Source organism: Cupriavidus sp. OTU4054 (assembly GCF_038440175.1).
Lineage (GTDB): Bacteria > Pseudomonadota > Gammaproteobacteria > Burkholderiales > Burkholderiaceae > Cupriavidus > Cupriavidus pauculus_D.
Window position 1 is genome coordinate 268,937 of the sequence record NZ_JASATF010000005.1, and the last position, 23,230, is coordinate 292,166.

General features: G+C 66.7%; 22 protein-coding genes and 2 tRNA genes. 11 read left to right on the forward strand and 13 right to left on the reverse strand.

Going from position 1 to position 23,230, the window contains the following annotated elements:
- Positions 1-34: 34 nt before the first annotated feature.
- From AAHB16_RS09160 to AAHB16_RS09175, 4 genes are all read right to left on the reverse strand, one after another.
- Entirely contained in the window at positions 35-955 is a 921-nt protein-coding gene (locus AAHB16_RS09160; protein ID WP_150371042.1) for an ABC transporter permease, read from the reverse strand.
- Between the two features lie 16 nt (positions 956-971).
- A complete protein-coding gene (locus tag AAHB16_RS09165) occupies positions 972-2,066 on the reverse strand; it encodes an ABC transporter permease (protein ID WP_342050671.1) in 1,095 nt (364 codons plus the stop codon).
- The gene (locus tag AAHB16_RS09170; protein WP_342050672.1) at positions 2,059-3,624 is read right to left on the reverse strand and encodes an ABC transporter ATP-binding protein; all 1,566 of its coding nucleotides are present in this window, start codon (positions 3,622-3,624) and stop codon (positions 2,059-2,061) included. The genes AAHB16_RS09165 and AAHB16_RS09170 overlap by 8 nt, the downstream gene beginning before the upstream one ends.
- 254 nt (positions 3,625-3,878) lie before the next feature.
- Complete coding sequence (locus AAHB16_RS09175) at positions 3,879-4,805, reverse strand: pirin family protein (protein WP_342050673.1); 927 nt, start codon at positions 4,803-4,805, stop codon at positions 3,879-3,881.
- 519 nt (positions 4,806-5,324) lie between these two features.
- Here AAHB16_RS09175 and AAHB16_RS09180 point away from each other — a divergent pair.
- From AAHB16_RS09180 to AAHB16_RS09195, 4 genes are read left to right on the forward strand one after another with little or no spacing between them, the layout of a single operon-like run.
- On the forward strand, positions 5,325-6,038 hold the full coding sequence (locus AAHB16_RS09180; RefSeq protein WP_150371046.1) for an ABC transporter permease: 714 nt from the start codon (positions 5,325-5,327) through the stop codon (positions 6,036-6,038).
- Between the two features lie 14 nt (positions 6,039-6,052).
- Positions 6,053-7,027, forward strand: a complete 975-nt coding sequence (locus tag AAHB16_RS09185) for a glycine betaine ABC transporter substrate-binding protein (RefSeq protein ID WP_342050674.1) — start codon at positions 6,053-6,055, stop codon at positions 7,025-7,027.
- A 25-nt stretch (positions 7,028-7,052) separates the two neighbouring features.
- Positions 7,053-7,703: an ABC transporter permease gene (locus tag AAHB16_RS09190; RefSeq protein WP_342050675.1), complete on the forward strand. Its 651-nt coding sequence runs from the start codon at positions 7,053-7,055 to the stop codon at positions 7,701-7,703.
- On the forward strand, positions 7,700-8,848 hold the full coding sequence (locus AAHB16_RS09195) for an osmoprotectant ABC transporter ATP-binding protein OsmV (protein ID WP_150371049.1): 1,149 nt from the start codon (positions 7,700-7,702) through the stop codon (positions 8,846-8,848). Before AAHB16_RS09190 ends, AAHB16_RS09195 begins: the two co-directional genes overlap by 4 nt.
- A 69-nt stretch (positions 8,849-8,917) precedes the next feature.
- On the opposite strand, the gene AAHB16_RS09200 is transcribed toward AAHB16_RS09195, so the two are convergent.
- The 3 genes from AAHB16_RS09200 to AAHB16_RS09210 all read right to left on the reverse strand — a co-directional run bounded on the left by AAHB16_RS09200 (position 8,918) and on the right by AAHB16_RS09210 (position 11,727).
- Positions 8,918-10,495, reverse strand: a complete 1,578-nt coding sequence (locus AAHB16_RS09200) for an aldehyde dehydrogenase (NADP(+)) (RefSeq protein WP_150371050.1) — start codon at positions 10,493-10,495, stop codon at positions 8,918-8,920.
- A gap of 191 nt (positions 10,496-10,686) precedes the next feature.
- Complete coding sequence (locus AAHB16_RS09205; RefSeq protein ID WP_150371051.1) at positions 10,687-11,439, reverse strand: FadR/GntR family transcriptional regulator; 753 nt, start codon at positions 11,437-11,439, stop codon at positions 10,687-10,689.
- A 198-nt stretch (positions 11,440-11,637) separates the two neighbouring features.
- Positions 11,638-11,727: transfer RNA gene (locus tag AAHB16_RS09210), tRNA-Ser, on the reverse strand.
- 242 nt (positions 11,728-11,969) lie between these two features.
- On the opposite strand from AAHB16_RS09210, the gene AAHB16_RS09215 reads away from it, so the two are divergent.
- Positions 11,970-12,482, forward strand: coding sequence for a glycine zipper 2TM domain-containing protein (locus tag AAHB16_RS09215; protein ID WP_342050684.1), 513 nt, complete (start codon positions 11,970-11,972; stop codon positions 12,480-12,482).
- Between the two features lie 19 nt (positions 12,483-12,501).
- Here the strand turns inward: AAHB16_RS09215 and hemW are convergent, their stop codons facing one another.
- The 5 genes from hemW to AAHB16_RS09240 form a co-directional block, all read right to left on the reverse strand.
- Positions 12,502-13,740 carry a radical SAM family heme chaperone HemW gene (gene hemW / locus AAHB16_RS09220; RefSeq protein WP_342050676.1) on the reverse strand — a complete coding sequence of 413 codons (1,239 nt, stop codon included), beginning with the start codon at positions 13,738-13,740 and terminating at the stop codon, positions 12,502-12,504.
- Positions 13,737-14,351: an RdgB/HAM1 family non-canonical purine NTP pyrophosphatase gene (rdgB, locus tag AAHB16_RS09225; RefSeq protein ID WP_150371054.1), complete on the reverse strand. Its 615-nt coding sequence runs from the start codon at positions 14,349-14,351 to the stop codon at positions 13,737-13,739. The genes hemW and rdgB overlap by 4 nt, the downstream gene beginning before the upstream one ends.
- A 17-nt stretch (positions 14,352-14,368) precedes the next feature.
- The gene (gene rph, locus AAHB16_RS09230) at positions 14,369-15,085 is read right to left on the reverse strand and encodes a ribonuclease PH (RefSeq protein ID WP_150371055.1); all 717 of its coding nucleotides are present in this window, start codon (positions 15,083-15,085) and stop codon (positions 14,369-14,371) included.
- A 74-nt stretch (positions 15,086-15,159) separates the two neighbouring features.
- Positions 15,160-16,074 (reverse strand): PP2C family protein-serine/threonine phosphatase, encoded by a 915-nt coding sequence (locus tag AAHB16_RS09235; protein ID WP_342050677.1) that lies wholly within the window; start codon positions 16,072-16,074, stop codon positions 15,160-15,162.
- Positions 16,075-16,184: 110 nt separating this feature from the next.
- A complete protein-coding gene (locus tag AAHB16_RS09240) occupies positions 16,185-17,225 on the reverse strand; it encodes a serine/threonine protein kinase (protein ID WP_150371057.1) in 1,041 nt (346 codons plus the stop codon).
- A gap of 213 nt (positions 17,226-17,438) precedes the next feature.
- Here AAHB16_RS09240 and AAHB16_RS09245 point away from each other — a divergent pair, with 213 nt between their 5' ends.
- From AAHB16_RS09245 to AAHB16_RS09260, 4 genes are all read left to right on the forward strand, one after another.
- Positions 17,439-18,374, forward strand: a complete 936-nt coding sequence (locus AAHB16_RS09245) for a YicC/YloC family endoribonuclease (RefSeq protein ID WP_150371058.1) — start codon at positions 17,439-17,441, stop codon at positions 18,372-18,374.
- A 33-nt stretch (positions 18,375-18,407) separates the two neighbouring features.
- On the forward strand, positions 18,408-19,058 hold the full coding sequence (gene gmk, locus AAHB16_RS09250; protein WP_150371059.1) for a guanylate kinase: 651 nt from the start codon (positions 18,408-18,410) through the stop codon (positions 19,056-19,058).
- 95 nt (positions 19,059-19,153) lie between these two features.
- A complete protein-coding gene (rpoZ, locus tag AAHB16_RS09255) occupies positions 19,154-19,357 on the forward strand; it encodes a DNA-directed RNA polymerase subunit omega (protein WP_006578656.1) in 204 nt (67 codons plus the stop codon).
- A 145-nt stretch (positions 19,358-19,502) separates the two neighbouring features.
- Positions 19,503-21,938 carry a RelA/SpoT family protein gene (locus tag AAHB16_RS09260; protein ID WP_150371060.1) on the forward strand — a complete coding sequence of 812 codons (2,436 nt, stop codon included), beginning with the start codon at positions 19,503-19,505 and terminating at the stop codon, positions 21,936-21,938.
- 8 nt (positions 21,939-21,946) lie between these two features.
- On the opposite strand, the gene greB is transcribed toward AAHB16_RS09260, so the two are convergent.
- A complete protein-coding gene (gene greB, locus AAHB16_RS09265) occupies positions 21,947-22,519 on the reverse strand; it encodes a transcription elongation factor GreB (RefSeq protein ID WP_150371061.1) in 573 nt (190 codons plus the stop codon).
- A 124-nt stretch (positions 22,520-22,643) separates the two neighbouring features.
- Here greB and AAHB16_RS09270 point away from each other — a divergent pair.
- Positions 22,644-22,720 (forward strand) — tRNA-Arg (locus AAHB16_RS09270).
- 161 nt (positions 22,721-22,881) lie between these two features.
- Positions 22,882-23,151 (forward strand): hypothetical protein, encoded by a 270-nt coding sequence (locus AAHB16_RS09275; RefSeq protein ID WP_342050678.1) that lies wholly within the window; start codon positions 22,882-22,884, stop codon positions 23,149-23,151.
- Positions 23,152-23,230: the final 79 nt, after the last annotated feature.

Here is a 23,230-nt window from a genome sequence, read left to right on the forward strand (position 1 = left end):
GATCTCTCCTTATGTGATGTTGTGATAAGACTTCTTATGCATTGCCAGGGCGGAACGGCTTGCCCAGCGATGCCGGCATGTTGAGACGGATCCAGGCCGGATTGCGCGAAATCAGTGCGAGCACGACGATCGTCGCGGCATAGGGCAGCATCGACAGGAACTGCGGCGCCACCGCGATGCCCACGCCCTGCAGATAGAACTGCAGGATCGTCACGCCGCCGAACAGCCACGCGCCGATCAGCACGCGGCCCGGACGCCAGGTCGCGAACGTCGTCAGCGCCAGCGCGATCCAGCCACGGCCCGCGACGAGGTTCTCCACCCACATCGGCGTGTAGACCAGCGACAGATACGCGCCCGCCAGTCCGCAGCAGGCGCCGCCGAACAGCAGCGCACCGAAGCGGATCCAGCGCACGGGATAGCCGAGCGCGTGCGCGGACTCGGGCGATTCGCCGATTGCGCGCAGCGTCAGGCCCGCGCGCGTCCGGAACAGGAACCACATGATGGCCGCGCACAGCAGCAGGCTGAAGTACACCATCCAGTGCTGCTGGAAGAACGCGGGGCCGATGAACGGGATGTCCGCGAGGCCGGGCACGGCCTTCGCCTGCGCGGGCATCGCGTAGCCGACGAAGCGCTGGCCCATGAACGCGGAGAGGCCCGTGCCGAAGATCGACAGCGCGAGGCCGGTGGCGACCTGATTGGTGGCGAGGACCAGCGCGAGCCACGAGAACAGCGTGGCCATCAGCATGCCGGCACCGGCGCCGGCGATAAAGCCGAGCATCGGCGACTGCGTCTGGTAGCCGACCATGAAACCGAAGGCCGCGGCCACGAGCATCATGCCCTCGGCGCCGAGGTTGAGCACGCCGGCGCGCTCGTTGACGAGCAGGCCCAGCGCGGCCAGCAGCAGCGGGGTACCGGCATTGATCGCGGTGGCGATCAGGGGAGCGAGTTGTTCCATGTTCTTGTGAACTCCCTCAGGCGGCCGTGGCGCGCCAGCGCAGGCGGTTGTCGATCAGCGTGTCGCACGCCAGCAGGAAGAACAGCAGCATGCCCTGGAACACCCAGCCGAGTGCCGAGGGCAGGCCGATGCGCGACTGCGCCATCTCGCCGCCGATATAGAACAGCGACATCACGATGCCGCCGAACACGGTGCCCACGGGATGCAGGCGGCCGACGAACGCGACGATGATGGCCGTGAATCCGTACCCCGGCGAGATCGATGGCAGCAGCTGGCCGATCGGCCCCGTTACCTCGAACGCGCCCGCGAGGCCCGCCGTGGCGCCCGAGATCAGCAGCGCGCTCCAGAGCGACCCGCGCGCGGAAAAACCCGCGTAGCGCGCGGCCGCCGGCGCGGTGCCGCCGACCTGGAGCCGGTAGCCCGCGAAGCTGCGGAACACGAACACGGTCATGATGGCCACGAGCACGAGCATCACCGCGAAGCCCGCGTGCAGGCGCGAGCCCGACAGCAGGTTCGGCAGCAGGAACTCGGACGAGAACACCTTGGACTGCGGAAAGTTCATGCCCTGCGGATCCTTGAGCGGACCGTTGACGACCCAGAGGATGAGCTGCTGCGCGATATACGTGAGCATCAGCGAGACGAGGATCTCGTTGGCATTGAAGCGGTCCCGCAGCAGCGCGGTGATCGCGGCCCACAGCATGCCGCCGATGATGCCGGCGAGCGACGCCAGCACGAGTATCGGCAGGCCGCCGATCGTATGACCGGGCACGTCGAAGTAGAGCACGGTGGCGCCGGCAAAGATGCCGCCGAGAATCAGCTGTCCGTCCGCGCCGATATTCCAGACGTTGGCGCGATAGCAGACGGCCAGGCCGAGCGCGCACAGCACGAGCGGCACGGTCTTCAGCAGCACCTCGCCGATCGCGCGCTTGTCGCGCAGCGGATCGACGAGAAACACCTTCAGCGCGGACGCGGGATCCTTGCCGAGAGCCACGAACAGTAGCGCGCCAAACAGCAACGTGAGCGCGAGCGCGATAAACGGCGAGGCATAGGCCATCGCGCGCGAGGGCGTGCCACGCGGCACGAGCGACAACGGCAGGCGGAACTCAGCCATGGCTCACCTCCGCGTTGGCCTTGTCCCGCTCGGTCGCGGGCCCGCCGGGCCATAACCCGCTCATCCACAGGCCCACCTGTTCGCGCGTGGCGGTCTCCACGGGCATCGACGGCGACAGATGGCCCTTGGCGATCACGTGCAGCCGGTCGCAGATCGCGAACAGTTCGTCGAGTTCTTCGGAGACGACCAGTACCGCGCAGCCCGTTGCCTTGAGCGCGAGCATCTCGTTATGGATCTGCGCGGCCGCGCCGACATCGACGCCCCACGTCGGCTGCGCGACGATCAGCACCTTCGGGCCCGAAGCAATCTCGCGCCCCACGATGAATTTCTGCAGGTTGCCGCCGGACAGGCTGCGCGCGAGCGCTTCCGGACCGTTGGCCTTGACGCGGAAACGCTGGATCACGGTGGCCGCGAGTCCCGCCGCGGCCTTGGGCGAGATCAGCCCGCCGCGGACGAACGGCGGCGACTGGTGCGACAGCAGCGTATTCGCGGCGAGGCTCATGCCGGGCACGGCGCCGCGGCCAAGGCGTTCTTCGGGCACGAAGGCGAGGCCCGCGCGGCGGCGTTCTCGCGCGCCGAGCCGGCCCACCGCGCGGCCGTCGATCTGCACCGCGCCGCCCGTTTGCCGTCCATCCTCCCCGGACAGGGCCGCGAGCAGCTCCTGCTGGCCGTTGCCGGACACGCCGGCGATACCGACGATCTCGCCGCCATGCACGTCGAGCGCAATGCGTTCCAGCGCGGTGCCGAAGGCGTGCGAGCGCGGGAGCGACAGGTCGCGAACGGTGAGCCGCAGCGGCCCGCGTTCGGCGGCCACGCGCGCTTCACGCGGGGGTTCGCCGCCGATCATCAGGCGGGAGAGGGACGCCGCGCTTTCTTCGCGCGGATCGCACACGCCCGTCACGCGGCCCATGCGCATGACGGTGGCGCGATGGCACAGCGCGCGAATCTCGTCGAGCTTGTGGCTGATGTACAGGATGCTCGTGCCCTCGGCCGCAAGCTGGCGCAGCGTGACGAACAGCGTCTCCACGGCCTGCGGGGTCAGCACCGAGGTCGGCTCGTCGAGGATCAGCAGCTGCGGATTGGCCAGCAGCGCGCGCACGATCTCCACGCGCTGCCGCTCGCCCACGGAGAGCGTGTGCACGTGGCGCTGCGGCTCGAGCGGCAGGCCGTAGCGTTCCGCCGTCGTGCGGATGCGGGCGGCCAGCTGCTTCATGTTGCCGGCATCCCTGGGCGGCAGGCCCAGCGCGATGTTCTCGGTGACCGTGAGCGTGTCGAACAGCGAGAAATGCTGGAACACCATCGCGATGCCCAGGTTGCGCGCATCGTGCGGGCTGGCGATCGAGACCGGCGCCCCGTTGAAGTGCACCTCGCCGGCATCGGGCCTTACCGCGCCGAAGATGATCTTCATGAGGGTCGATTTCCCGGCGCCGTTTTCGCCGAGCACGGCATGGATCTCGCCGGGCGCGACGGACAGGCTGACGTCGTCGTTGGCGGTCACGCCGGGATAGCGCTTGGTGATGTGGGCAAGCGCCAGCCTGGGAGGGGTTTGTAATGTCACTGAGGCGGCTCGAATTGTTGTGGCAGCAACTTTCCTAGGTCAGAAACCTAGGGCCGGACACGCGCGCCATCATCATGGTTGACGTATGCCCAATATTTGCTCCGGATTATATAAGTGTGCAGGGGTCTGGCCGCGCGTTTTGCACGACTTGCCGCGCCCTGCAACGGCTGGCGGGAGGTTGCAAGTCGCATGCCGGAAACAAAAAAGGCCACGGCATTGCGCCGTGGCCTTGGGGAAAGCACGCAGGAGATACGTCAGCCGTGATTCTCGGCCGGGATCTTCGCGAAGCGGCCGTCGCGGTAGTCGGCCAGCGTCTGGTAGATCTGGTCCTGCGTGTTCATCACGAACGGGCCGTACTGCGCGATGGGCTCGTTCAGCGGTTGCCCCGCGATCAGCAGGAAGCGCGCTTCGGCGGTGGCGTGGATCACCACGCCGTCGCTCACGCCCGCATTGTCGAGCACGCCCATGCGTTGCGCTTCCACGACGGCGGCGTTCTCTCCATCGCCAACCGTGACCTCTCCGCGATACACGTAGAGGAACGCGTTGTGCCCCGCCGGCAGCGTCTGCGCAAAGCGCGCGCCGGCCGGCAGATGGACGTCGAGGTACAGCGGCTCGGTCACGGGTCGCGTGACGGCGCCCGCGATGCCATGCGACGACCCGGCGATCACCCGTACCGTGCCGCCCACCGTGTCACCACCGGGCAGCGCGACGGTCGGGATATCGCGCGATGGCACGTCGCGGTACCACGGCGTGGTCATCTTGTCGGCGGCGGGCAGGTTCAGCCAGAGCTGGAAGCCTTCCATGCGGCCGTCTTCCTGCTCGGGCAGTTCCGAGTGCACGACGCCCGAGCCCGCGACCATCCATTGCGCGCCGCCATTCTCGAGCAGGCCTTCGTGGCCCGCACTGTCGCGATGGCGCATGCGGCCGGCCAGCATGTACGTGATGGTCTCGAAGCCGCGGTGCGGGTGGTCGGGGAAGCCGCCGATATAGTCGTCGCGGTTGTCCGTGCCGAATGCGTCGAGCATCAGGAACGGGTCCAGGCGGCGTTGCAGGTTCTGCGTGAGGACGCGGGTCAGCTTGACGCCGGCGCCGTCGGACGTGGCAATGCCGCGCACGACGCGATCGACCGTGCGCGAGCGCGTAACGGTCTCTGCGGCGGTGGCGGGGGTGCGGGTTTCCATGTCGTTCTCCGGTTGAGGTGCTTGCATACCCATGCAATGTAAGGGTTTGGCGGAAATCCGGTAGAGGCCTCAAGGGCAAAAGATTGTTCCGTTGGCGGAACGGGGCAGCAACGTGGCCCGGCGGGCGGGGCGAATCCGGTCGTTCGACAGGATTGCAGAAATTGTGTAGAATAGCCGCCTGTTTGTCACACGTTGCGCAGAGATCGCAACAATCCCGATGGCCATCGAGGCCGGCGCACCGACCACAACCACGTGTGCTGCCCGGCTTCTTGCGCCGCTACCGGAACGACCACGCTGCCCTGTGGCCGCTCCATCCAAAGAGGTGCTCCGCCCAAGACCCTGAGGCGAAGCCCCGATAGTCCGTCCGCCGGCGCCCATGCCGGTCATGGCGGCAATGCAATCTGACCTGGCTCCGGCGGACATGTCCGCCTCGGACCTATTGTTTTTCGCTGTCGTCGTGTGGCGCTCCGTGCTCATGGAGTGCCATGGACCACCTTTGGCTTCAAGGAAAAGGACCCCATGACCAGACAAGCCGCTCGCCTCGCATGGGGTGGGCTTATTGCCATTGCACTGGCCGGCCTGATCGCCTGGATCGGCCCGGACGTCATCGCCGCCCATCGCGATCGCCTGCTGTACGACCTTGCCGATCATCTGCGCCTCGTGGCGATCTCGATGGTGCTCGCGCTTGCCACGGGCATTCCCGCGGGCATCGCGCTCTCCCGGCCGTGCATGCGCCGCTGGGCGGACCGGCTGATGCAGGTCTTCAACATCGGCAACACGGTGCCGTCGCTGGCCGTGCTGGCCCTGGCGCTCGCGGTGCTCGGCATCGGCGAGCGTCCCGCGATCCTCGCGTTGTGGCTCGCGTCGCTGCTGCCGATCGTGCGCAATACGTACGAAGGGCTGCGCAACGTGTCGCCCGCGCTGCGCGAAGCCGCGCGCGGTATCGGCATGACGCCGCTGCAGCGTCTCGCGCGCGTCGAATTCCCGAACGCGCTGCCCGTGGTGCTCGCGGGCGTGCGCATCAGCCTGGTGATCAATGTCGGCACGGTGCCGCTGTCGTTCCTGATCGGCGCGAACAGCCTGGGCGAGCTGATCTTCCCGGGCATTTACCTGAACAACCAGTCGCTGCTGCTGCTTGGCGCGGCGGCCACCGCGCTGCTCGCGCTCGTGCTCGATGCGCTGTTCGCGTATGCGGGGCACGTGTATCTGCGTCGCCGCGGGCTGGCGAATTGAAGGAGTCGGTACTCATGGCATGGAATCCGGAAACGGAGCGCAAGACGTTCTGGATCTTCGCGATCGTTGGAGCGATCTTCGCCGCGCTGCTGCTCGGCACCGCGCCGGCGCACGCGCAGGCGTCGCAGCCCGATGTGGGCACCAACGCGAACGCCGCCACAAACGCCACGCCCCTGCGCGTGGGCGGCAAGAACTTCACCGAGCAGTTGATCCTGTCCTCGATGACCACGCAGTACCTGCGCGCCAAGGGCTTCGGCGCCGAACTGACGTCGGGCCTCGGCAGCACGCTGATGCGGCAGGCGCTCGAGTCGGGGCAGCTCGACGTGGTGTGGGACTACACCGGTACCGCGCTGATCGTCTTCAACCACGTGGAAGAGAAGCTCGATGGCCCCGAGAGCTATGCGCGCGTGAAGGCGCTCGACGGCGAGAAGGGCCTCGTGTGGCTCGCGCCTTCGCGTATCAACAACACCTATGCGCTCGCCATGCCGCGCGCGCGGGCGGAGGCGGCCGGCGTGACCACGCTGTCGGCGCTTGCCGCGAAGATGCGCGCCAGCCCCGACGACAAGCATCCGTTCGCGGTGGATATGGAATTCGCGGCGCGCCCCGACGGTCTCGAGCCGCTCAAGGCCGCCTACCAGCTGCCCTTCACACGCAAGGATGTCATCCAGCTCGATCCGGGCCTCGTGTACACGGCGCTCAAGAACGATCAGGTGGAACTGGGCCTCGTCTACACGACCGATGGCCGCGTCAAGGGCTTCGACCTCGCGCTGCTCGAGGACGACCTGCATTTCTTCCCGCCCTACAACGCGGTGCCCGTGGTGCGCCGCGCGGTGCTCGACGCCCATCCGGAACTGGCGGGGCTGCTCGACGCGCTGTCGTCGAAGCTCGACAACGCCGCGATGACCGAGATGAACTATCAGGTCGATATCGGGCAGCAGCCCGTCGACAAGGTGGCCGGGGATTTCCTGCGCGCCAACGGCCTGATCTGACGTGACGACGTGACATGAGGAACCCATGGACCTGATTGCCTACCTTCAACACAGCTGGCCCACGCTGCTGCGGCTCACGGGGCAGCATCTCGCGCTCGTCGGTGCCGCCGTGACGCTGGCCATCGTGATCGGCGTGCCGCTCGGCATCCTGATCACGCGCCATCGCTGGCTCGCCACGCCGCTGCTCGCGCTGGCGACCATCGTGCTCACGCTGCCTTCCATCGCGCTGTTCGGGCTGATGATCCCGATCTTCGCGCGCTTCGGCCACGCGCTCGGCTATCTGCCGGCCGTGACCGCCGTGTTCCTGTACTCGCTGCTGCCGATCATGCGCAATACGTACACCGCGCTCGTCAATGTCGACGCCGGCATTCAGGAGGCGGGCCGCGGTATCGGCATGACGACGTGGCAGCGCATGCGTCTCGTCGATCTGCCGCTCGCGGTGCCCGTGATCCTCGGCGGCGTGCGCACGGCCGTGGTGATGAACATCGGCGTGACGACGATCGCCGCGCTGATCGGCGCGGGCGGCCTCGGCGTGCTGATCCTCCAGGCCATCAGCCAGAGCAACATGAGCAAGCTTGCGGTCGGCGCGGCGCTCGTGAGCGTGCTCGCCATCGTCGCCGACCTGTGCCTGCAGCGCCTGCAGCGCGCGCTGACACCGAAAGGAATCCGACTATGATCGAACTCGACAAACTCACCAAGACATTCGTGCAGAAGGACGGCACGCGCTCCAATGCCGTGGATGCCGTCTCGCTCGAGGTCCCGCGCGGGGAAATCTGTGTGTTCCTCGGTCCGTCCGGCTGCGGCAAGACCACCACGCTCAAGATGATCAACCGGCTGATCGAGCCGACGTCGGGCACCGTGCGCATCGATGGCGAGGATACCGCCGCGATCGACGGCGTGGCGCTGCGCCGCAAGATCGGCTACGTGATCCAGCAGATCGGGTTGTTCCCGAACATGACCATCGAGGAAAACATCATGGTCGTGCCGCGCCTGCTGGGCTGGGACAAGCGCCGCAGCCGCGAGCGCGCGCGCGAGCTCATGGCCATGGTGCAGCTCGACCCGGACCGCATGCTTGGCCGCTATCCGCGCGAGCTGTCGGGCGGCCAGCAGCAGCGTATCGGCGTGATCCGCGCGCTCGCGGCCGATGCACCCGTGCTGCTGATGGACGAGCCGTTCGGCGCGGTGGATCCGATCAACCGCGAGAGCATCCAGAACGAGTTCTTCCAGATGCAGCGGCAACTTGGCAAGACCGTGATCATGGTGTCGCACGATATCGACGAAGCGATCAAGCTTGGCGACAAGGTTGCCGTGTTCCGTCGCGGCCAGCTCGTGCAGTTCGATCATCCGGACGCGCTGCTTGCGCATCCCGCGGACGATTTCGTGCAGGCGTTCGTGGGCCACGACAACACGCTCAAGCGCCTGCTGCTGGTGCGCGCGGGCGATGCGGCCACGATGCCGCCGAGCGCGGCACCGGGCACCACGCTCGCGCAGGCGTTCGGCGTGATGGACGACGCCGACGTGCGGCATCTGCCGGTGGTCGATGAGGCGGGCAGGGCGGTGGGATATGTCTCGCGGCGCGACGCGCGCGCGGGCATGACCGGCGGCGGGACCTGTGCGGAGGTGCTGCGGCCGTTCGCGGCAACGGCCGCGTTCGACGAGCATCTGCGCATCGTGCTGTCGCGCATGTATCAGCACAACACGAGCTGGCTGCCGGTGGTGGATGCCGATGGCACGTACCTCGGCGAGGTCACGCAGGAGTCGATTGCCGACTACCTGAGCTCGGGCAAGTCGCGCGGCGCAAAGCTGGCGATGGCCGCATGATGCAAAAAGCCCCGCTTCCGTGAGGAAGCGGGGCTTCGAGGCGTCGCGCTAGGGCCCGCCGAGGGTCGCTTATGCGTGACCCAGTTCGCCATCCTTCAGGCGCCACAGGTTCAGCGGATTGCCATCCTTCACGGCTTCCGGCAGCAGGTCGGCCGGCACGTTCTGATAGCAGACCGGACGCAGGAAGCGATCGATCGCGGTGGTGCCCACCGAGGTCGTGCGCGTGTCCGACGTGGCCGGGAACGGGCCGCCGTGAACCATCGCGAAGCACACTTCCACACCGGTCGGATAGCCGTTGAACAGGATACGGCCCGCCTTGCGCTCGAGCGTGGGCAGCAGGCGGGCGGCCAGGGCGTGGTCGCCGGCGTCGGCCTGCACCGTCACGGTCAGCTGACCCTCGACGGCACGCGCCACGGCGACGAGGTCGTCGGCGTTACGGCAGGTCACGAGCACGGTCGACGGACCGAACACTTCGGCGTGCATGCGCTCGTCGGCCAGGAACTGCTGGGCCGATGCTTCGAAGAACGCCGGACGCGCCTGGTTCGGGCCCGTGGCCTCGAGGCCGCAGCCGACCTGCGACAGGCCGTTGATATCGGCCAGCTTGGCCACACCCTTCTCGAATGCGCCGTGAATACCCGGGGTCAGCATCGTCGCGGCGGGCTTGCCGCCGATCGCCGCGGTGGCCGCCGCGCGGAACTTGTCCAGTGCCGGGCCTTCGATCGCGAGCAGCAGGCCGGGGTTCGTGCAGAACTGACCCACACCCATGACCAGCGAATCCACGAGATCCTTCGCGATCGACTCGCCACGCGCGGCCAGTGCTTCGGGCAGCAGGAACACGGGGTTGATGCTGCTCATCTCGGCGTAGACCGGAATCGGCTGCGGACGGTTGTTGGCGACCTGCGTCAGGGCGAGGCCGCCGACGCGCGAGCCCGTGAAACCCACGGCCTGGATGGCCGGGTGTGCGACGAGCGCGGTGCCGACCGCGATGCTCGCGCCGCCGACCATCGAGAACACGCCTTCGGGCAGGCCCGCGTCCGCCACGGCCTTCTGGATCGCGCGGCCCACGAGTTCGGACGTGCCCGGATGCGCCGGGTGCGCCTTCACGACGACGGGGCAGCCCGCGGCCAGCGCGGAAGCGGTATCGCCGCCGGCCACCGAGAAGGCCAGCGGGAAGTTGCTGGCGCCGAACACGGCCACGGGGCCGATCGCGATCTTCTGCATGCGCAGGTCCGGACGCGGCGGCGTACGCTCGGGCAGCGCGCTGTCGAGCGTGGCGTTCTGCCAGCGGCCGTCACGCAGCAGGCGTGCGAACAGGCGCAGCTGGCCCGTCGTGCGGCCACGCTCGCCGGTCAGGCGCGCCAGCGGCAGCGCGGTCTCGGCATTGGCGCGCTGGAGCAGTTCGTCGCCCACCGCCTCGATGTTGTCGGCGATCAGCTCGAGAAACTTGGCGCGTTGTTCCGGCGACGTCGCGCGGAACGTGTCGAACGCGGCTTCGGCCAGCGTGCAGGCGCGGTCCACCTCGGCGGTGCCGCCACCATGGAACGTCGGGGTCAGCGCCTCGCCGGTGGCCGGGTTGATGGCTTGGAACGTGTCTGCGGTGCCGCGCACTGCGCTGGCGCCGATCAGCAATTCGCCGGTAATCGTCATGATGGGAAGTCCTGCTGGAAAGAAGGGGAGGAAATCGGAAGCGTTCCGCGTGGGAGGCAAGCATACAGGCGCATGCGGCGCGCCCCGGGAAAATCAGCTTTGCATTATCGACATGGGACGGTCGTCATAGGACATCATATGACATGGCGGGCCGGATCGCAACCGCGCGGCCGGGGCCGCGCCGCGCGCATTCAGGCGCCCGTCCCGGCGGCCATCGACGACGCCTTGCGCAGCCGCTCGCGGCTGTTGGTAAGGTGCATGCGCATCGCGGCCTTGGCCGCCTCGGGATCGCGCCGCTCGATGGCATCGTAGATGCTCTCGTGCTCGAAATTGACGCGCTCCAGATACTGCTCGCGCTCCGGCGTATTCACCTGCAGCCGGCTGCGCGGGATCACCATGGTACCCAGATGGCCCATGATGTCCGTGAAATAGCGATTGCCGGTCGCGCGTGCGATCGACAGATGGAATTCGAAGTCCGAGCGCACCGCATCGTTGCCCGCGGCCGCATTGCGCTTGAGTTCGTCGAGCGCGCGGCGCATCGCGTCCAGATGCTCGTCGGTACGGCGCGACGCAGCCAGGCTTGCGGCCTCGGCCTCGAGGCTCACGCGGAACTCGAGCATCGCGAGCACGTCCATCGCGGTGATCATCGCGGACGGATCGATGCGGAACGGCGAGTGGGTTTCGGCCGCACGCGCCAGCACGAACGTGCCGATGCCGTGACGGGTCTCGACCATGCCGCTCGCCTGCAGCCGCGACAGCGCTTCGCGCACCACGGTGCGGCTCACGCCCAGCGTCGCCATGATCTCGGATTCGGTCGGCAGCTTGTCGCCGGGTTTGAGCTGGCCCTGCTGGATGCTTTCCGAGAGATTGCCGACCACTTCCTCGGCGAGCGTGCGGCCGCGGCGGCGCAGCGGTGCGGGAGGGGCGATCGTGGCGTTGGACATGATATTCAGCGGAGATTCGGCGGAGATTCGACGAAAGCGGGCGTTCAGACGGCGGAGACGACGCTCCATTATACGTTGTCATAGGTCATACGACGACCGATAACGCACACCTAGCGTATGCGCGATCTTGCCGGTTGGCAAGGATTATGGCAACGGTGGGACGACTCGGGAAATGCCGGAAGACAGGTGGCGGAAGGCTGGCGGAAGCGGTGAGATTCGAACTCACGGATGGGTCACCCCATCGGCAGTTTTCAAGACTGCTGCCTTAAACCACTCGGCCACGCTTCCATCGGGACTGCAGAGAAGAGCGCGCATTATACAATCATGCGCATGAATAAAACGACGCTTCCGCCGTGTCAGTCTCCGTCGGACAGCGCGGAACCTTGTGGTGTGCGAAGGTCTCTTACCCGACGTGGACCCCTGAATGGGTTACGCATCGATCAATGACAGAGGAGGGATCCCTTATGCGCACTTCCAACAAGACCCATCGACACGGCGCCTATCGGCATGGCGCCATCATCGCCACCGTCATGGCCGCCGCCGCGCTCGCCGGCTGCGCCCAGCCGGGCGGCTACGGCAACTCGGCCTACAACGCGCCGCCCCCGCCGGGATACAACCAGCCCGGCTATAACCAGCCCGGCTATGGCCAGCAGCCCGGCTACCAGCAACAGGGACCGGCGACCTATCAGGCCCCCGCGGGCTCCGTGTTCACGGGCCGCGTGGAGTCGATCGAGCCGATCACGACCGAACAGAACAGCTCGGGTATTCTCGGCACGGTGATCGGCGGTGCGGCCGGCGGTCTGCTGGGCAACCAGATCGGCGGCGGACGCGGGCGTACCGCGGCCACCATCGGCGGTGCCGTGGTGGGTGCCGTCGCCGGCAATCAGGTGGAAAAGCGCACGGGCAGCAATACGAGCACCGTGTATCGCGTCAACGTGCGTCTGGACGATGGCCGCATGGCCAGCGTGACGCAGCGCGACGTCGGCGCACTGCGCATCGGCGATCGCGCGCGCGTGGCCAACGACATGGCCATGCCTTACTGACCGTCAGCGCCCGGACGGCCTACAGGAACATCTCCTGCAGGTCGTTCAGAAAGCGCCGTCCCAGCTCGGTCGGGCGGATCGTCGTCAGGTCCGCCTCGAGCAGTCCCTTCTTCTCCGCCGCCGCCAGTTGCTTGCTGATGGCATGCAGCGGCAATCCCGTGTAGTCGTGGAAGCTCGATGCGGGCACACCGTCGGTGAGCCGCAGCGCATTGAGCATGAACTCGAACGGCAGTTCCTTAGCGTCGACGTCGCGCGATTCCTGCACGGCCTCGCCCGCGAGCGCCTTCTCCATATACGTGGCCGGATGCTTGTAGCGCATCTGCCGCAGCACGCGATGCGGAAACGACAGCTTGCCGTGCGCGCCCGCGCCAATGCCGAGGTAATCCCCGAAACGCCAGTAGTTGAGGTTATGCCGCGCCTCGCGATGCGGCTGCGCATACGCCGACGTCTCGTAGTGGCGGAAGCCGGCCTGCGCCGTGCGCGCCTCGATCAGGTCCTGCATCTCGTACGCGATGTCCTCGTCCGGCAGCGCGGGCGGATATTTCGCGAACAGCGTATTCGGCTCGAGCGTCAGGTGGTACATCGACAGATGCGTGGTGCCGTAGCCCAGCGCCGACTCGAGGTCGTGCAGGCACTCGTCCAGCGTCTGCTGCGGCAGCGCGTACATCAGGTCCAGATTGACGTTGTCGAAGTGCCGCAACGCGATCTCGATCGCCGCGCGGGCTTCGCGCTCGCCATGAATGCGGCCCAGCGCCTGCAGATGCCGGTCGCTGAAGCTCTGAATGCCGATCGACAGCCGGTTGATGCCGCTCGCGCGGAAGCTCGCGAAGCGCTCGGCCTCGAACGTGCCGGGGTTCGCTTCCATCGTGATCTCGGCGTCCGCGTCCAGCGGCAGCAGCGCGCGGATATCGGACAGCAGGCGGTCCATGCCGGCAGCCGACAGCAGGCTCGGCGTGCCGCCGCCGATAAACACCGTATGCACGGGGCGGCCCCAAACGAGCGGCAGCGATTGCTCGAGGTCCGCGCGCAGCGCGTCGAGGTACATCGCCTCGGGAATCTCGTGCGTGCCGCCCGGTGCCGCGTGCGAATTGAAATCGCAGTACGGGCACTTGCGCACGCACCAGGGGATATGCACGTACAGCGACAGCGGCGGCGACCCCGGCAGGGCGATCTGCCCGGGCTTGAGCCACAGCTGCTGATTGTCGGCGGGGGAGAGCGTCGCGGGCTTTGCGCTGCCAGCGGGAACGATCGGAATCATGTACCGATCCGCATGCCGTGCGTCTGCAGGCGGGCCACCAGCCCCTGCAGCGCCAGCGCGCGATGGCTGACGGTGTTCTTCTCTTCCGCGCTGAGTTCGGCGGCGGTCCTGCCGATGCCGGGCAGCATGAAGTGCGGGTCGTAACCGAAGCCGCCGCTGCCGCGCGGCGCATCCACGACCTCGCCGGCCCACGTGCCTTCCGCGATCAGCGGACGCGGGTCGTCGGCATGCCGCACGAGGACCAGCACGCAGTAGTACTGCGCGCGGCGGTTGAGCTTGCCCGCCAGTTGCGAAATCAGGTGCGCGTTGTTGGCCGCGTCCGACTTGGGTTTGCCCACGCATTGCGCGTAGCGCGCCGAGTAGACGCCCGGCGCGCCGTCGAGCGCATCGACGCAGATGCCCGAGTCGTCCGCAAGGGCGGGCATCCCGGCCAGGCGGCTGGCATGGCGCGCCTTGGCCAGCGCGTTCTCGATGAACGTCGCATGCGGTTCCTCGGCCTCGGGAATGCCGAGCTCGCCCTGCGGCACCACGTCGAAGCCGAACGGCGCGAGCAGGGCGCCGAACTCGCGAAGCTTGCCGGCGTTGTTCGAAGCGAGGACCAGACGTTGCATGTTGCCTCCCACGCGTTTCAGAGTCCCAGCGCCTGGCGCTGATGGCGGACCAGTTCGGCGATGCCGGCTTCCGCGAGCCGCGTCATCGCATCGAGATCGGCACGCACGAACGGCGCGCCTTCGGCCGTGCCCTGGACCTCGACGAAACCGCCGCTGCCGGTCATGACCACGTTCATGTCGGTATCGCAGGTGCTGTCCTCAGCGTAGTCGAGGTCCAGCACGGGCATGCCATCGACCATGCCGACCGACACCGCCGCCACGAAGTCGCGGATCGGGCTCGCGGCGATCTGGCCGGCGGCCAGCATCTTGCTCACGGCGTCGTGCGCGGCCACGAACGCGCCGGTAATGGCGGCCGTGCGCGTGCCGCCATCGGCCTGCAGCACGTCGCAATCGAGGTGGATGGTGTACTCGCCGAGCGCGGCGAGGTCGAACACGGAGCGCATCGCGCGGCCGATCAGGCGCTGGATCTCCTGCGTGCGGCCGGTCTGCTTGCCGCGCGCGGCCTCGCGGTCCGAGCGCGTGTGCGTGGCGCGGGGCAGCATGCCGTACTCGGCGGTGACCCAGCCTTCGCCGGAGCCCTTCTTGTGCGGCGGCACCTTGGCGAGCACGCTGGCCGTGCAAAGGACCTTGGTATCGCCAAAAGCACACAGCACGGCGCCTTCGGCGTGGCGCGTGTAATGACGGGTCAGGGTGACAGGTCGCAGCGCATCGGCTGCGCGGCCGCTCGGTCGCATGGGGGAGTCTTTCGTGGAATCGATTGAGACCGCGATTCTAACGCCGCCCGGGTATGCGTGCTGCCAGAGGCCGCTTACCGCATGAAATTGCTGGTCTTGTCGATGGCGGCGCGGATCTCGGCAATCGAACGTTCGATTTCTTCCTCGGACAGCAGGTCGCTGTCGTTGCCCGTGCGCTCGAGAATCGACGTCGTGAACGCGTTGAGCGGCAGCGTGTCGGTCAGCACGGCTTCCTCGCTCGGCGTCGCGGTGTCCAGCTCCCACATCATCGCGATCGCGGTGGTGTTGTCGGCACCTTCGCCGGCATTGAGCAGCGCCTGCTCGATCAGGTCCGGAATGGCATGCACCACGGACAGGTTGGTCACCTTGTCCACGATGGCCCGTTCCTCGATGCTGCCCCACAGGCCGTCCGAGCACAGCATCGCCACGTCGCCCGGTTCCAGCCGCACCGGACCGCCGATATCGATCAGCGGCAGGTTGGGCGAGCCCAGGCAGTTGTACAGCTTGTTGCGCTCGGGATGGTTGGCCACATCCATCGGCAGCACGCGCTCCTGCTGCAGCAGGTTCTCGATCTTCGAATGGTCGCGCGTGCGAGTCAGCAGGGCGCCCTTGCGCACGAGATACAGCCGCGAATCGCCCGCATGGGCCCAGTGGATCTGCCCCTGCTGGATCAGGCAGCACACCACGGTCGTGCGTGGGATATCCGCTAATCGGTTGGCTTCCGCGTAACGGTGGATCTCGCGGTGCGCGAGCATGATCGTGTCCTGCAGGAAGTCCGCCGGGTTGCGGATGGCCGGGCGGGCCTGTGCCTGGAACTGGCGCGCGAGCGTCTGCAGCGCCTGCTGCGCGGCGACCTCGCCGAGCGCGTGGCCGCCAAGGCCGTCGGCCAGCACCATCAGCAGGGCATCGCGCGTGAAGCAGTAGCCCATGCGGTCCTGGTTGATGCGGCGGCCGCCCTTTCGGCTTTCCTGATAGACGGAGAATCGCATGTTGGCTATTCGGTAACGTTCTGGGGCGCGCCGGCCGGGCAGTGGGCCACGCCGTCGCGCCGTGATTCAATCGGCGCCCGCGACTCGCGCGGCGCCCGTTCTTTGTCCGCTCAGTCGGTCCCCACCTCGCGGCGGCGCAGCAGCGTCATGAACCGGCTCGTCGCGCCGGGGCGCTCGGGCATCGGCGCCGTGGCGGGCGATGCGCCGGCCAGCGCGGCCGCGGCGGACTGCTCGCCGAGCGCATTGCTCTGGTCGCGCAGTTCCTTCTGCAGGCGAAACACGCTCTGCGGCCGCTCGGACGGCGTCAGCCGCAGGCACCATTCGACCAGATCGACGAGGCCGTTCGTGTACGTGCTGCGCAGGCGCGACATCGCCTCGCCCATGCGGTCGTCCTTCTCGCGCTGGTTCGCTTCCTGCGGCGGCATGCCGGCCATGCAGGCATAGAGCGTGGCGCCCAGGCTGTAGATATCGGTCCATGGACCGAGTTCGGAGTGCTTGCCGTACAGTTCGGGCGCGGCAAAGCCGGGCGTGTACATCGGCTGGAAGCGCGCGGCCTCCATGGTCAGGATCTGCCGCGCGGCGCCGAAGTCGAGCAGGATCGGCGACTCGTCCTCGCGCAGGTAGATGTTGCCGGGCTTGATATCCAGATGCAGCAGCTTGTGGATATGGACCTCGCGCAGCCCGCTCATCAGGTCGTGGAACACCTTGCGGATGAAGCGTTCGCGCAGCACCTTGGCACGACCCTGCTGCCGGGCCTGCAGGATATGCTCCTGCAGCGTCTTGCCCAGCTCGTAGTTCATGACCATGTAGACCGTGGAATTCTCGCGAAAGAAATTCACGACGCGTACCACGCTCGGATGGGAAATACGGGCGAGCGAACGGCCTTCTTCGAAGAAATACTTGAGCCCGAGCCGGAATGACGCGGCATTTTCGTCGGGCACCACGGGAATCAGTTCGCCCGGGCTGCGGCGCGCGAGCGAGGAGGGGAGATATTCCTTGATGGCGACGGGCGCGCCGGTTTCGTCGGTCGCGAGATAGACGAAACTGAACCCCCCGCTGGCCAACTTCTTTACAATGCGGTAGTTGGCAAGCAGCGTGCCGATTGGCAGCGGCGCACTCTTGGGTGGGTTAGCGCCCTTGGACTCTGTCATAGGATTCGGGACCGGATTTGCTCACGGATTGTCCGGGCTAATCGGTCACTTGTAAAGGAACGTGTAGCGGGGTGTTGTCGCGCGGTGTCGCCATTATCCAACCCTCGCCGAATTTCATTCCGGCCTGCTGTTTTGCATGGCTTTTTCCCTGATTTTCGATGCCGCCCGGCCGCATTTCCGGCCCGGCCACCGACTTATTCGCGAGATTACCCAATGATTCACAGCATGACAGGTTTTGGTTCGGCCACGCGGCAGGCGCCGCTGACGAACGCGCAGGGCGAGCCCAGCGGGCGGACCGCATCGGTTTCGGTCGAGTTCCGGACTGTCAATTCGCGTTTCCTCGACCTGTTGTTCCGCGCGCCCGAGGAATGCCGCGCGTACGAGCCGGCGCTGCGTGAAATGCTGATGGGCGAACTGTCGCGCGGCAAGCTCGAATGCCGGATCAACCTGCAGCGCACGGACACCGGCGGCGCCACGCTGGCGCTGAACCAGGGCCTGCTGGACCAGATCCGCGCGCTGGAAACCACGGTAAGCGCCACCTTCGCGGGCGCGGGCTCGCTGCGCATGGGCGAGATCCTGCGCTGGCCCGGCGTTCTGGTGGAGCCGGAACTCTCGCAGGACGCCCTGCGCGAGGCCGTGATGGGCGCCGCCCGCGATGCGCTGAAGCAGTTGCTGGAAGCGCGCCGCCGCGAGGGCGAAGCCCTCAAGGCCACGCTCGAGGAGCGCGTCGATGCGATGCTCGCGATCGTCGAGCGCCTGACGCCGACGATTCCGCAACTGATCGCGCATCATCAGGAGAAACTGACCGAGCGGCTGCAGGAGGCGTTCAACCTCGCCGCGCCCACGGGCATGCCCTCGATGAGCCGCGACGAAATCGCCGAACGGATCCGCCAGGAAGCCACGGTGTACGGTATCCGCATCGATATCGCCGAGGAACTTTCGAGGCTCCAGGCCCACCTGAATGAAACGCGGCATATCCTGAAGAAGGGCGGCCAGGTCGGCAAGCGGCTCGACTTCATGATGCAGGAGCTCAACCGCGAAGCCAACACGCTGGGTTCGAAGGCAGCCGCCAAGGAACTCTCCGACGCCTCGATGGAGCTCAAGCTGCTGATCGAGCAGATGCGCGAGCAGATCCAGAACCTCGAATAACGATTTACCCGATCCACACGATTCACGATCATCATGAGCGACTCGACCCATACTGCCATCGACACCGCCTATCCCGGCAACCTGTTCATGGTGGTCGCGCCCTCCGGGGCCGGCAAGTCCACGCTGGTCAATGCGCTGCTCGCGCAGGACCCGGCCATCCGCCTGTCCATTTCGCACACCACGCGCGCGCCGCGTCCCGGCGAGCAGAATGGCCGCGAATACCATTTCACGACCATCGACACGTTCCGCGCCGCGCGCGACCGCGGGGACTTCCTCGAGTGGGCGGAAGTCCACGGCAACTACTACGCGACGTCGCGCGTGTGGATCGAGGAACAGATGGCGCAGGGCAACGACGTGCTGCTGGAGATCGACTGGCAGGGCGCGCAGCAGGTGCACAAGCGGTTCTCCAATGCGATGGAGATCTTTATTCTCCCGCCGTCGCTGACGGCGCTCGAGGAACGGCTCAAGAAGCGCGGCCAGGACGAGCCCAACGTGATCGTGCGGCGCCTGCTGGCCGCGGGGAGCGAAATGGCGCACGCGAGCGAGTCCGACTACGTGATCATCAACGAGGTGTTCGAAGACGCGCTGGAGCAGCTCAAGAACGTCGTTCGTGCGACACGTCTGCGCTTTTCGTCGCAGAAGGCGCGTCACGCGGAGCTCTTTATCGAGCTCGGAATCCACTGAGAACTTCAGTGAGTCATGGGCGGCCGGACCCGTTTCGGCCGCGTGCTGTAAAATGGCGGCCTGTCGAACAGGTTTTATCCCAAGGTGGATTTGATATGGCGCGTATTACCGTCGAAGATTGTCTGAAACACATCCCGAATCGTTTCGAGCTCGCGCTCGCCGCGACGTACCGTGCACGCCAGCTGGTGCAGGGTCACACGCCCAAGGTCGAAGCGAAGGACAAGCCCACGGTCGTGGCACTGCGTGAAATCGCCTCGGGCCAGGTCGGCATCGAGATGCTGAAGAAGGTCCCGACCTGATTGGTCAGGCGGCCCATCGTGTGTCCTCGCTACCAGCCGGATTCCATAGGCCGCCATCATGTCTTCCCTGCCGCCTGCACCCCCTGCTTCCTCCGGCCCCTCCGGTCCGGCCGGGCGTAGGCAAGGCAACCCCGGCTCGCCCTCAGTGACGGCACGCACCGGCGCACCCAATCTCCCCGATCCGCTCGGCAACGACGTTGTCGGGGAGCGGGCGGTCGTCCCGCCCATCGCGCAAACGAAGGCGCAGACGAAGTCCCGCGCAGCCACCGAGACCGAAGAGCTGCTGGCGGAGCCGCCCGCGAGCGTGCCGCCGCCGGCGCCCGGCAGCGACCTGTATATCGACGCGGTGCTGGCGCAGTCCTACCGGCACTTCTTCGGCCCCACGTCGCAACCCGCGGTCCCGCCGCGGCAGCAGGTCATCTCGATCGCTCGGCTCATGGAGAAGCTGGCTTATCTGAAGCCAGCCGATCAGGCCGTCGTGCGCGAGGCATTCCAGTTCTCCGACGAGGCGCACCTCGGCCAGTACCGGCAGAGCGGGGAGCCGTACATCACGCACCCCGTCGCGGTGGCCGAACTGTGCGCGGAGTGGAAGCTCGACGTGCAGTCGATCATGGCCGCGCTGCTGCACGACGTGATCGAGGACCAGGGCATCACCAAGAGCGAGCTCGCGGAGAAGTTCGGTCCCAAGGTGGCCGAACTCGTCGATGGGCTGACCAAGCTCGACAAGCTCGAATTCCAGAGCCGCGAACAGGCGCAGGCGGAAAGCTTCCGCAAGATGCTGCTCGCGATGGCGCGCGACGTGCGCGTGATTCTCGTCAAGCTGGCCGACCGCACGCACAACATGCGCACGCTCGGCTTCGTGCCGCCGGAGAAGCGCCGCCGCATCGCGCTCGAGACGATGGAGATCTACGCGCCCATCGCGCACCGTCTCGGTCTCAACACGATCTACCGCGAACTGCAGGAGCTGTCGTTCAAGGTCGGCTCGCCGTTCCGCTACGCCACGCTCGAGAAGGCCGTGAAGGCCGCGCGCGGCAACCGCCGCGAAGTGGTCAAGCGCATTCTCGAGGCCGCGCAGCATGCGCTGGCCGACGCGGGCATCGTCGCCGAACTGTCGGGCCGCGAGAAGACGCTCTACAGCATCTATCGCAAGATGCACGACAAGCAGCTGTCGTTCTCGCAGGTGCTCGACGTCTACGGTTTCCGCGTGGTCGTGGAAACGCAGATGCACTGCTACATGGCCATGGGCGCGCTGCACGGCCTGTACAAGCCGATGCCGGGCAAGTTCAAGGACTACATCGCGATTCCGAAGATCAACGGCTACCAGTCGCTGCATACGACGCTGGTGGGTCCGTTCGGCACGCCCGTGGAGTTCCAGATCCGCACGCGCGGCATGCATCAGATCGCCGAGGCCGGCGTGGCCGCGCACTGGATGTACAAGCATCAGGCCGATCACGCCAACGATATCCAGCAGCAGGCGCACCAGTGGCTGCAGTCGCTGCTCGATATCCAGAGCCAGACCGGCGATTCGCAGGAATTCCTCGAGCACGTCAAGATCGACCTGTTCCCCGACGCGGTCTACGTGTTCACGCCCAAGGGCCATATCCGCGCGCTGCCGCGCGGCGCCACCGCGCTCGACTTCGCGTACGCGGTGCACAGCGACCTCGGCAACCAGTGCGTGGCCGTCAAGATCAACAACGAGCTGCTGCCGCTGCGCACGGAGCTCAAGAGCGGCGATATCGTCGAGGTGGTGACGGCGCCGTACTCGAAGCCCAATCCGGCGTGGCTCGCGTTCGTGCGTACCGGCAAGGCGCGTGCGGCGATTCGCCATTACCTCAAGACGACCAAGCTCGACGAGGCGATCCAGCTCGGCGAGCGCCTCCTCGAGCAGGCGGCGCGGCAGCTTGGCATCGAGCTCAAGGCGGTGCCGCAGGCCGTGTGGGACCGCATGATCCAGTGGACCGGCAACAAGCATCGCGAGGATATCTTCGCGGACCTCGCGCTGGGCCGCCGCGTGCCGGCCGTGGTGGCGCGCCGCATGGAAATCCTGCTGCAGGAGTTGTCCGGCGACGTCGATAGCGCGCTGCTGGCCGCCGTGCAGACCTTCGCGGGCGAGGAAGCCCCGGCCGTGGCGATTACCGGCGACGAAGGCATGTCGATGATCTTCTCGGCATGCTGCCGCCCGATTCCCGGCGATTCGATCGTCGGCTATCTCGGCAAGGGGGAAGGCCTGCAGATCCACGTGCAGGATTGCAAGGTGGCCAAGCGGCTGCACAGCAAGGATCCCGAGCACTGGATCGAGGTCATGTGGGCGAAGAAGACCACGCGCGCGTTCGATGTCTCGATCAAGGTCATGGTGCACAACGTGAAGGGCATCGTGGCGCGCGTCGCTGCAGACCTCACGTCGGCGGACGCCAACGTGGCCCACGTGTCGATGGAGCAGCAGCAGGGCGGCCATCAGGAAGCCACGTACATGCAGTTCGTGATCCAGGTGCAGAACCGTCTGCACCTCGCCAACGTCATGCGCGCGCTGCGCCGCAATCCGGACGTGATCCGGATCTTCCGCGACCGTAACGACGGCTGACCCGCCGGTCAGGCCTCCGCTTGCCCCCGCTTCGGGTAGCGGACTTCCAGAATATCGATCTGTTCGATGCCGGCCGGCGTTCGCAGCGGCACGGTATCGCCCTCGCGCGCCTTGATCAGTGCCTTGGCGATCGGCGAGATCCAGCTCACGCGATGGGTGTCGAGGTCCACCTCGTCCATGCCGACGATGGTGATCGTGGTCTCCTCGCCGGCCTGGTTCGCATAGGTCACGGTGGCGCCGAAGAAGATCTGGTCGTTGTCGCCCTGCAGGGAGGGATCGACGACCTCCGCCTTGTCGAGCCGGCGCGTGAGAAAGCGGATGCGCCGATCGATCTCGCGCAGCCGCTTCTTGCCATAGAGGTAGTCACCGTTCTCCGAGCGGTCGCCATTCGATGCGGCCCACGACACGATCTGCACGACGTCCGGCCGATCCACGTCGATCAGATGCATGAGTTCGTTGCGCAGGCGGTCGTAGCCGGTGGCGGTGATGTAGTTCTTGGTTCCCGCCGGAATCGGTGTGGCGCCTTCCGGAAGGTCGTCGTCGTCCTCGTCGGACGACTCTTTGACAAATGCCTTGTTCATGGTCGGGATCACTTCATGAGGCTGTCATTATAGAAAGTTGCGGCTGTGCGGCCCCGATGGCGAAAAAAATGCACGAAGGGGCTTCCCAAAAATCAAAACTTCTATATAATCTCTTTTCTCGCGTGCGGCTGTAGCTCAGTTGGATAGAGTACTTGGCTACGAACCAAGGGGTCGTGGGTTCGAATCCTGCCAGCCGCGCCACCTATAGAGACGAAGGGCTTCCGGAAACGGAAGCCCTTTTTCTTTTCCGCTTCCTTTTCCGCTTCCTTTTCCGCTTCCTTTTCTCGCATCTTCCTCTCATTCCCGGAACGCCTTCCCGTCGCCAGGCTCCAACCTCTGTGATCACACACGGGAGAGACCTCATGGCAAGCGATGACTGGCGCGTGGAGCAATACCGCGGCAAGGACGCCTACGTCCTGATTTCGCCGCAGCGAGAGCACATCGCGGGCAGCGTCGATGAGACGCAGCTGTGGACCTACGAGGTTCGCATCGCGGAGGACGGCACCGATCCTGCCGACGCGGGCGATACCGAAGTGCTGCAGAGTGGCAATCATGTCTTCGCGACGCGTCATGCGGCCGAGACCGCCGCGTTCGCCGCGGCATACGCGCTGATCGACAAGCTGCTCGCATAATCCACCTTCCGCGGGGGGGGGGGGGGGGGGGGGGGGGGGGGGGGGGGGGGGGGGGGGGGGTGATGGGGAGGGCCGGGGC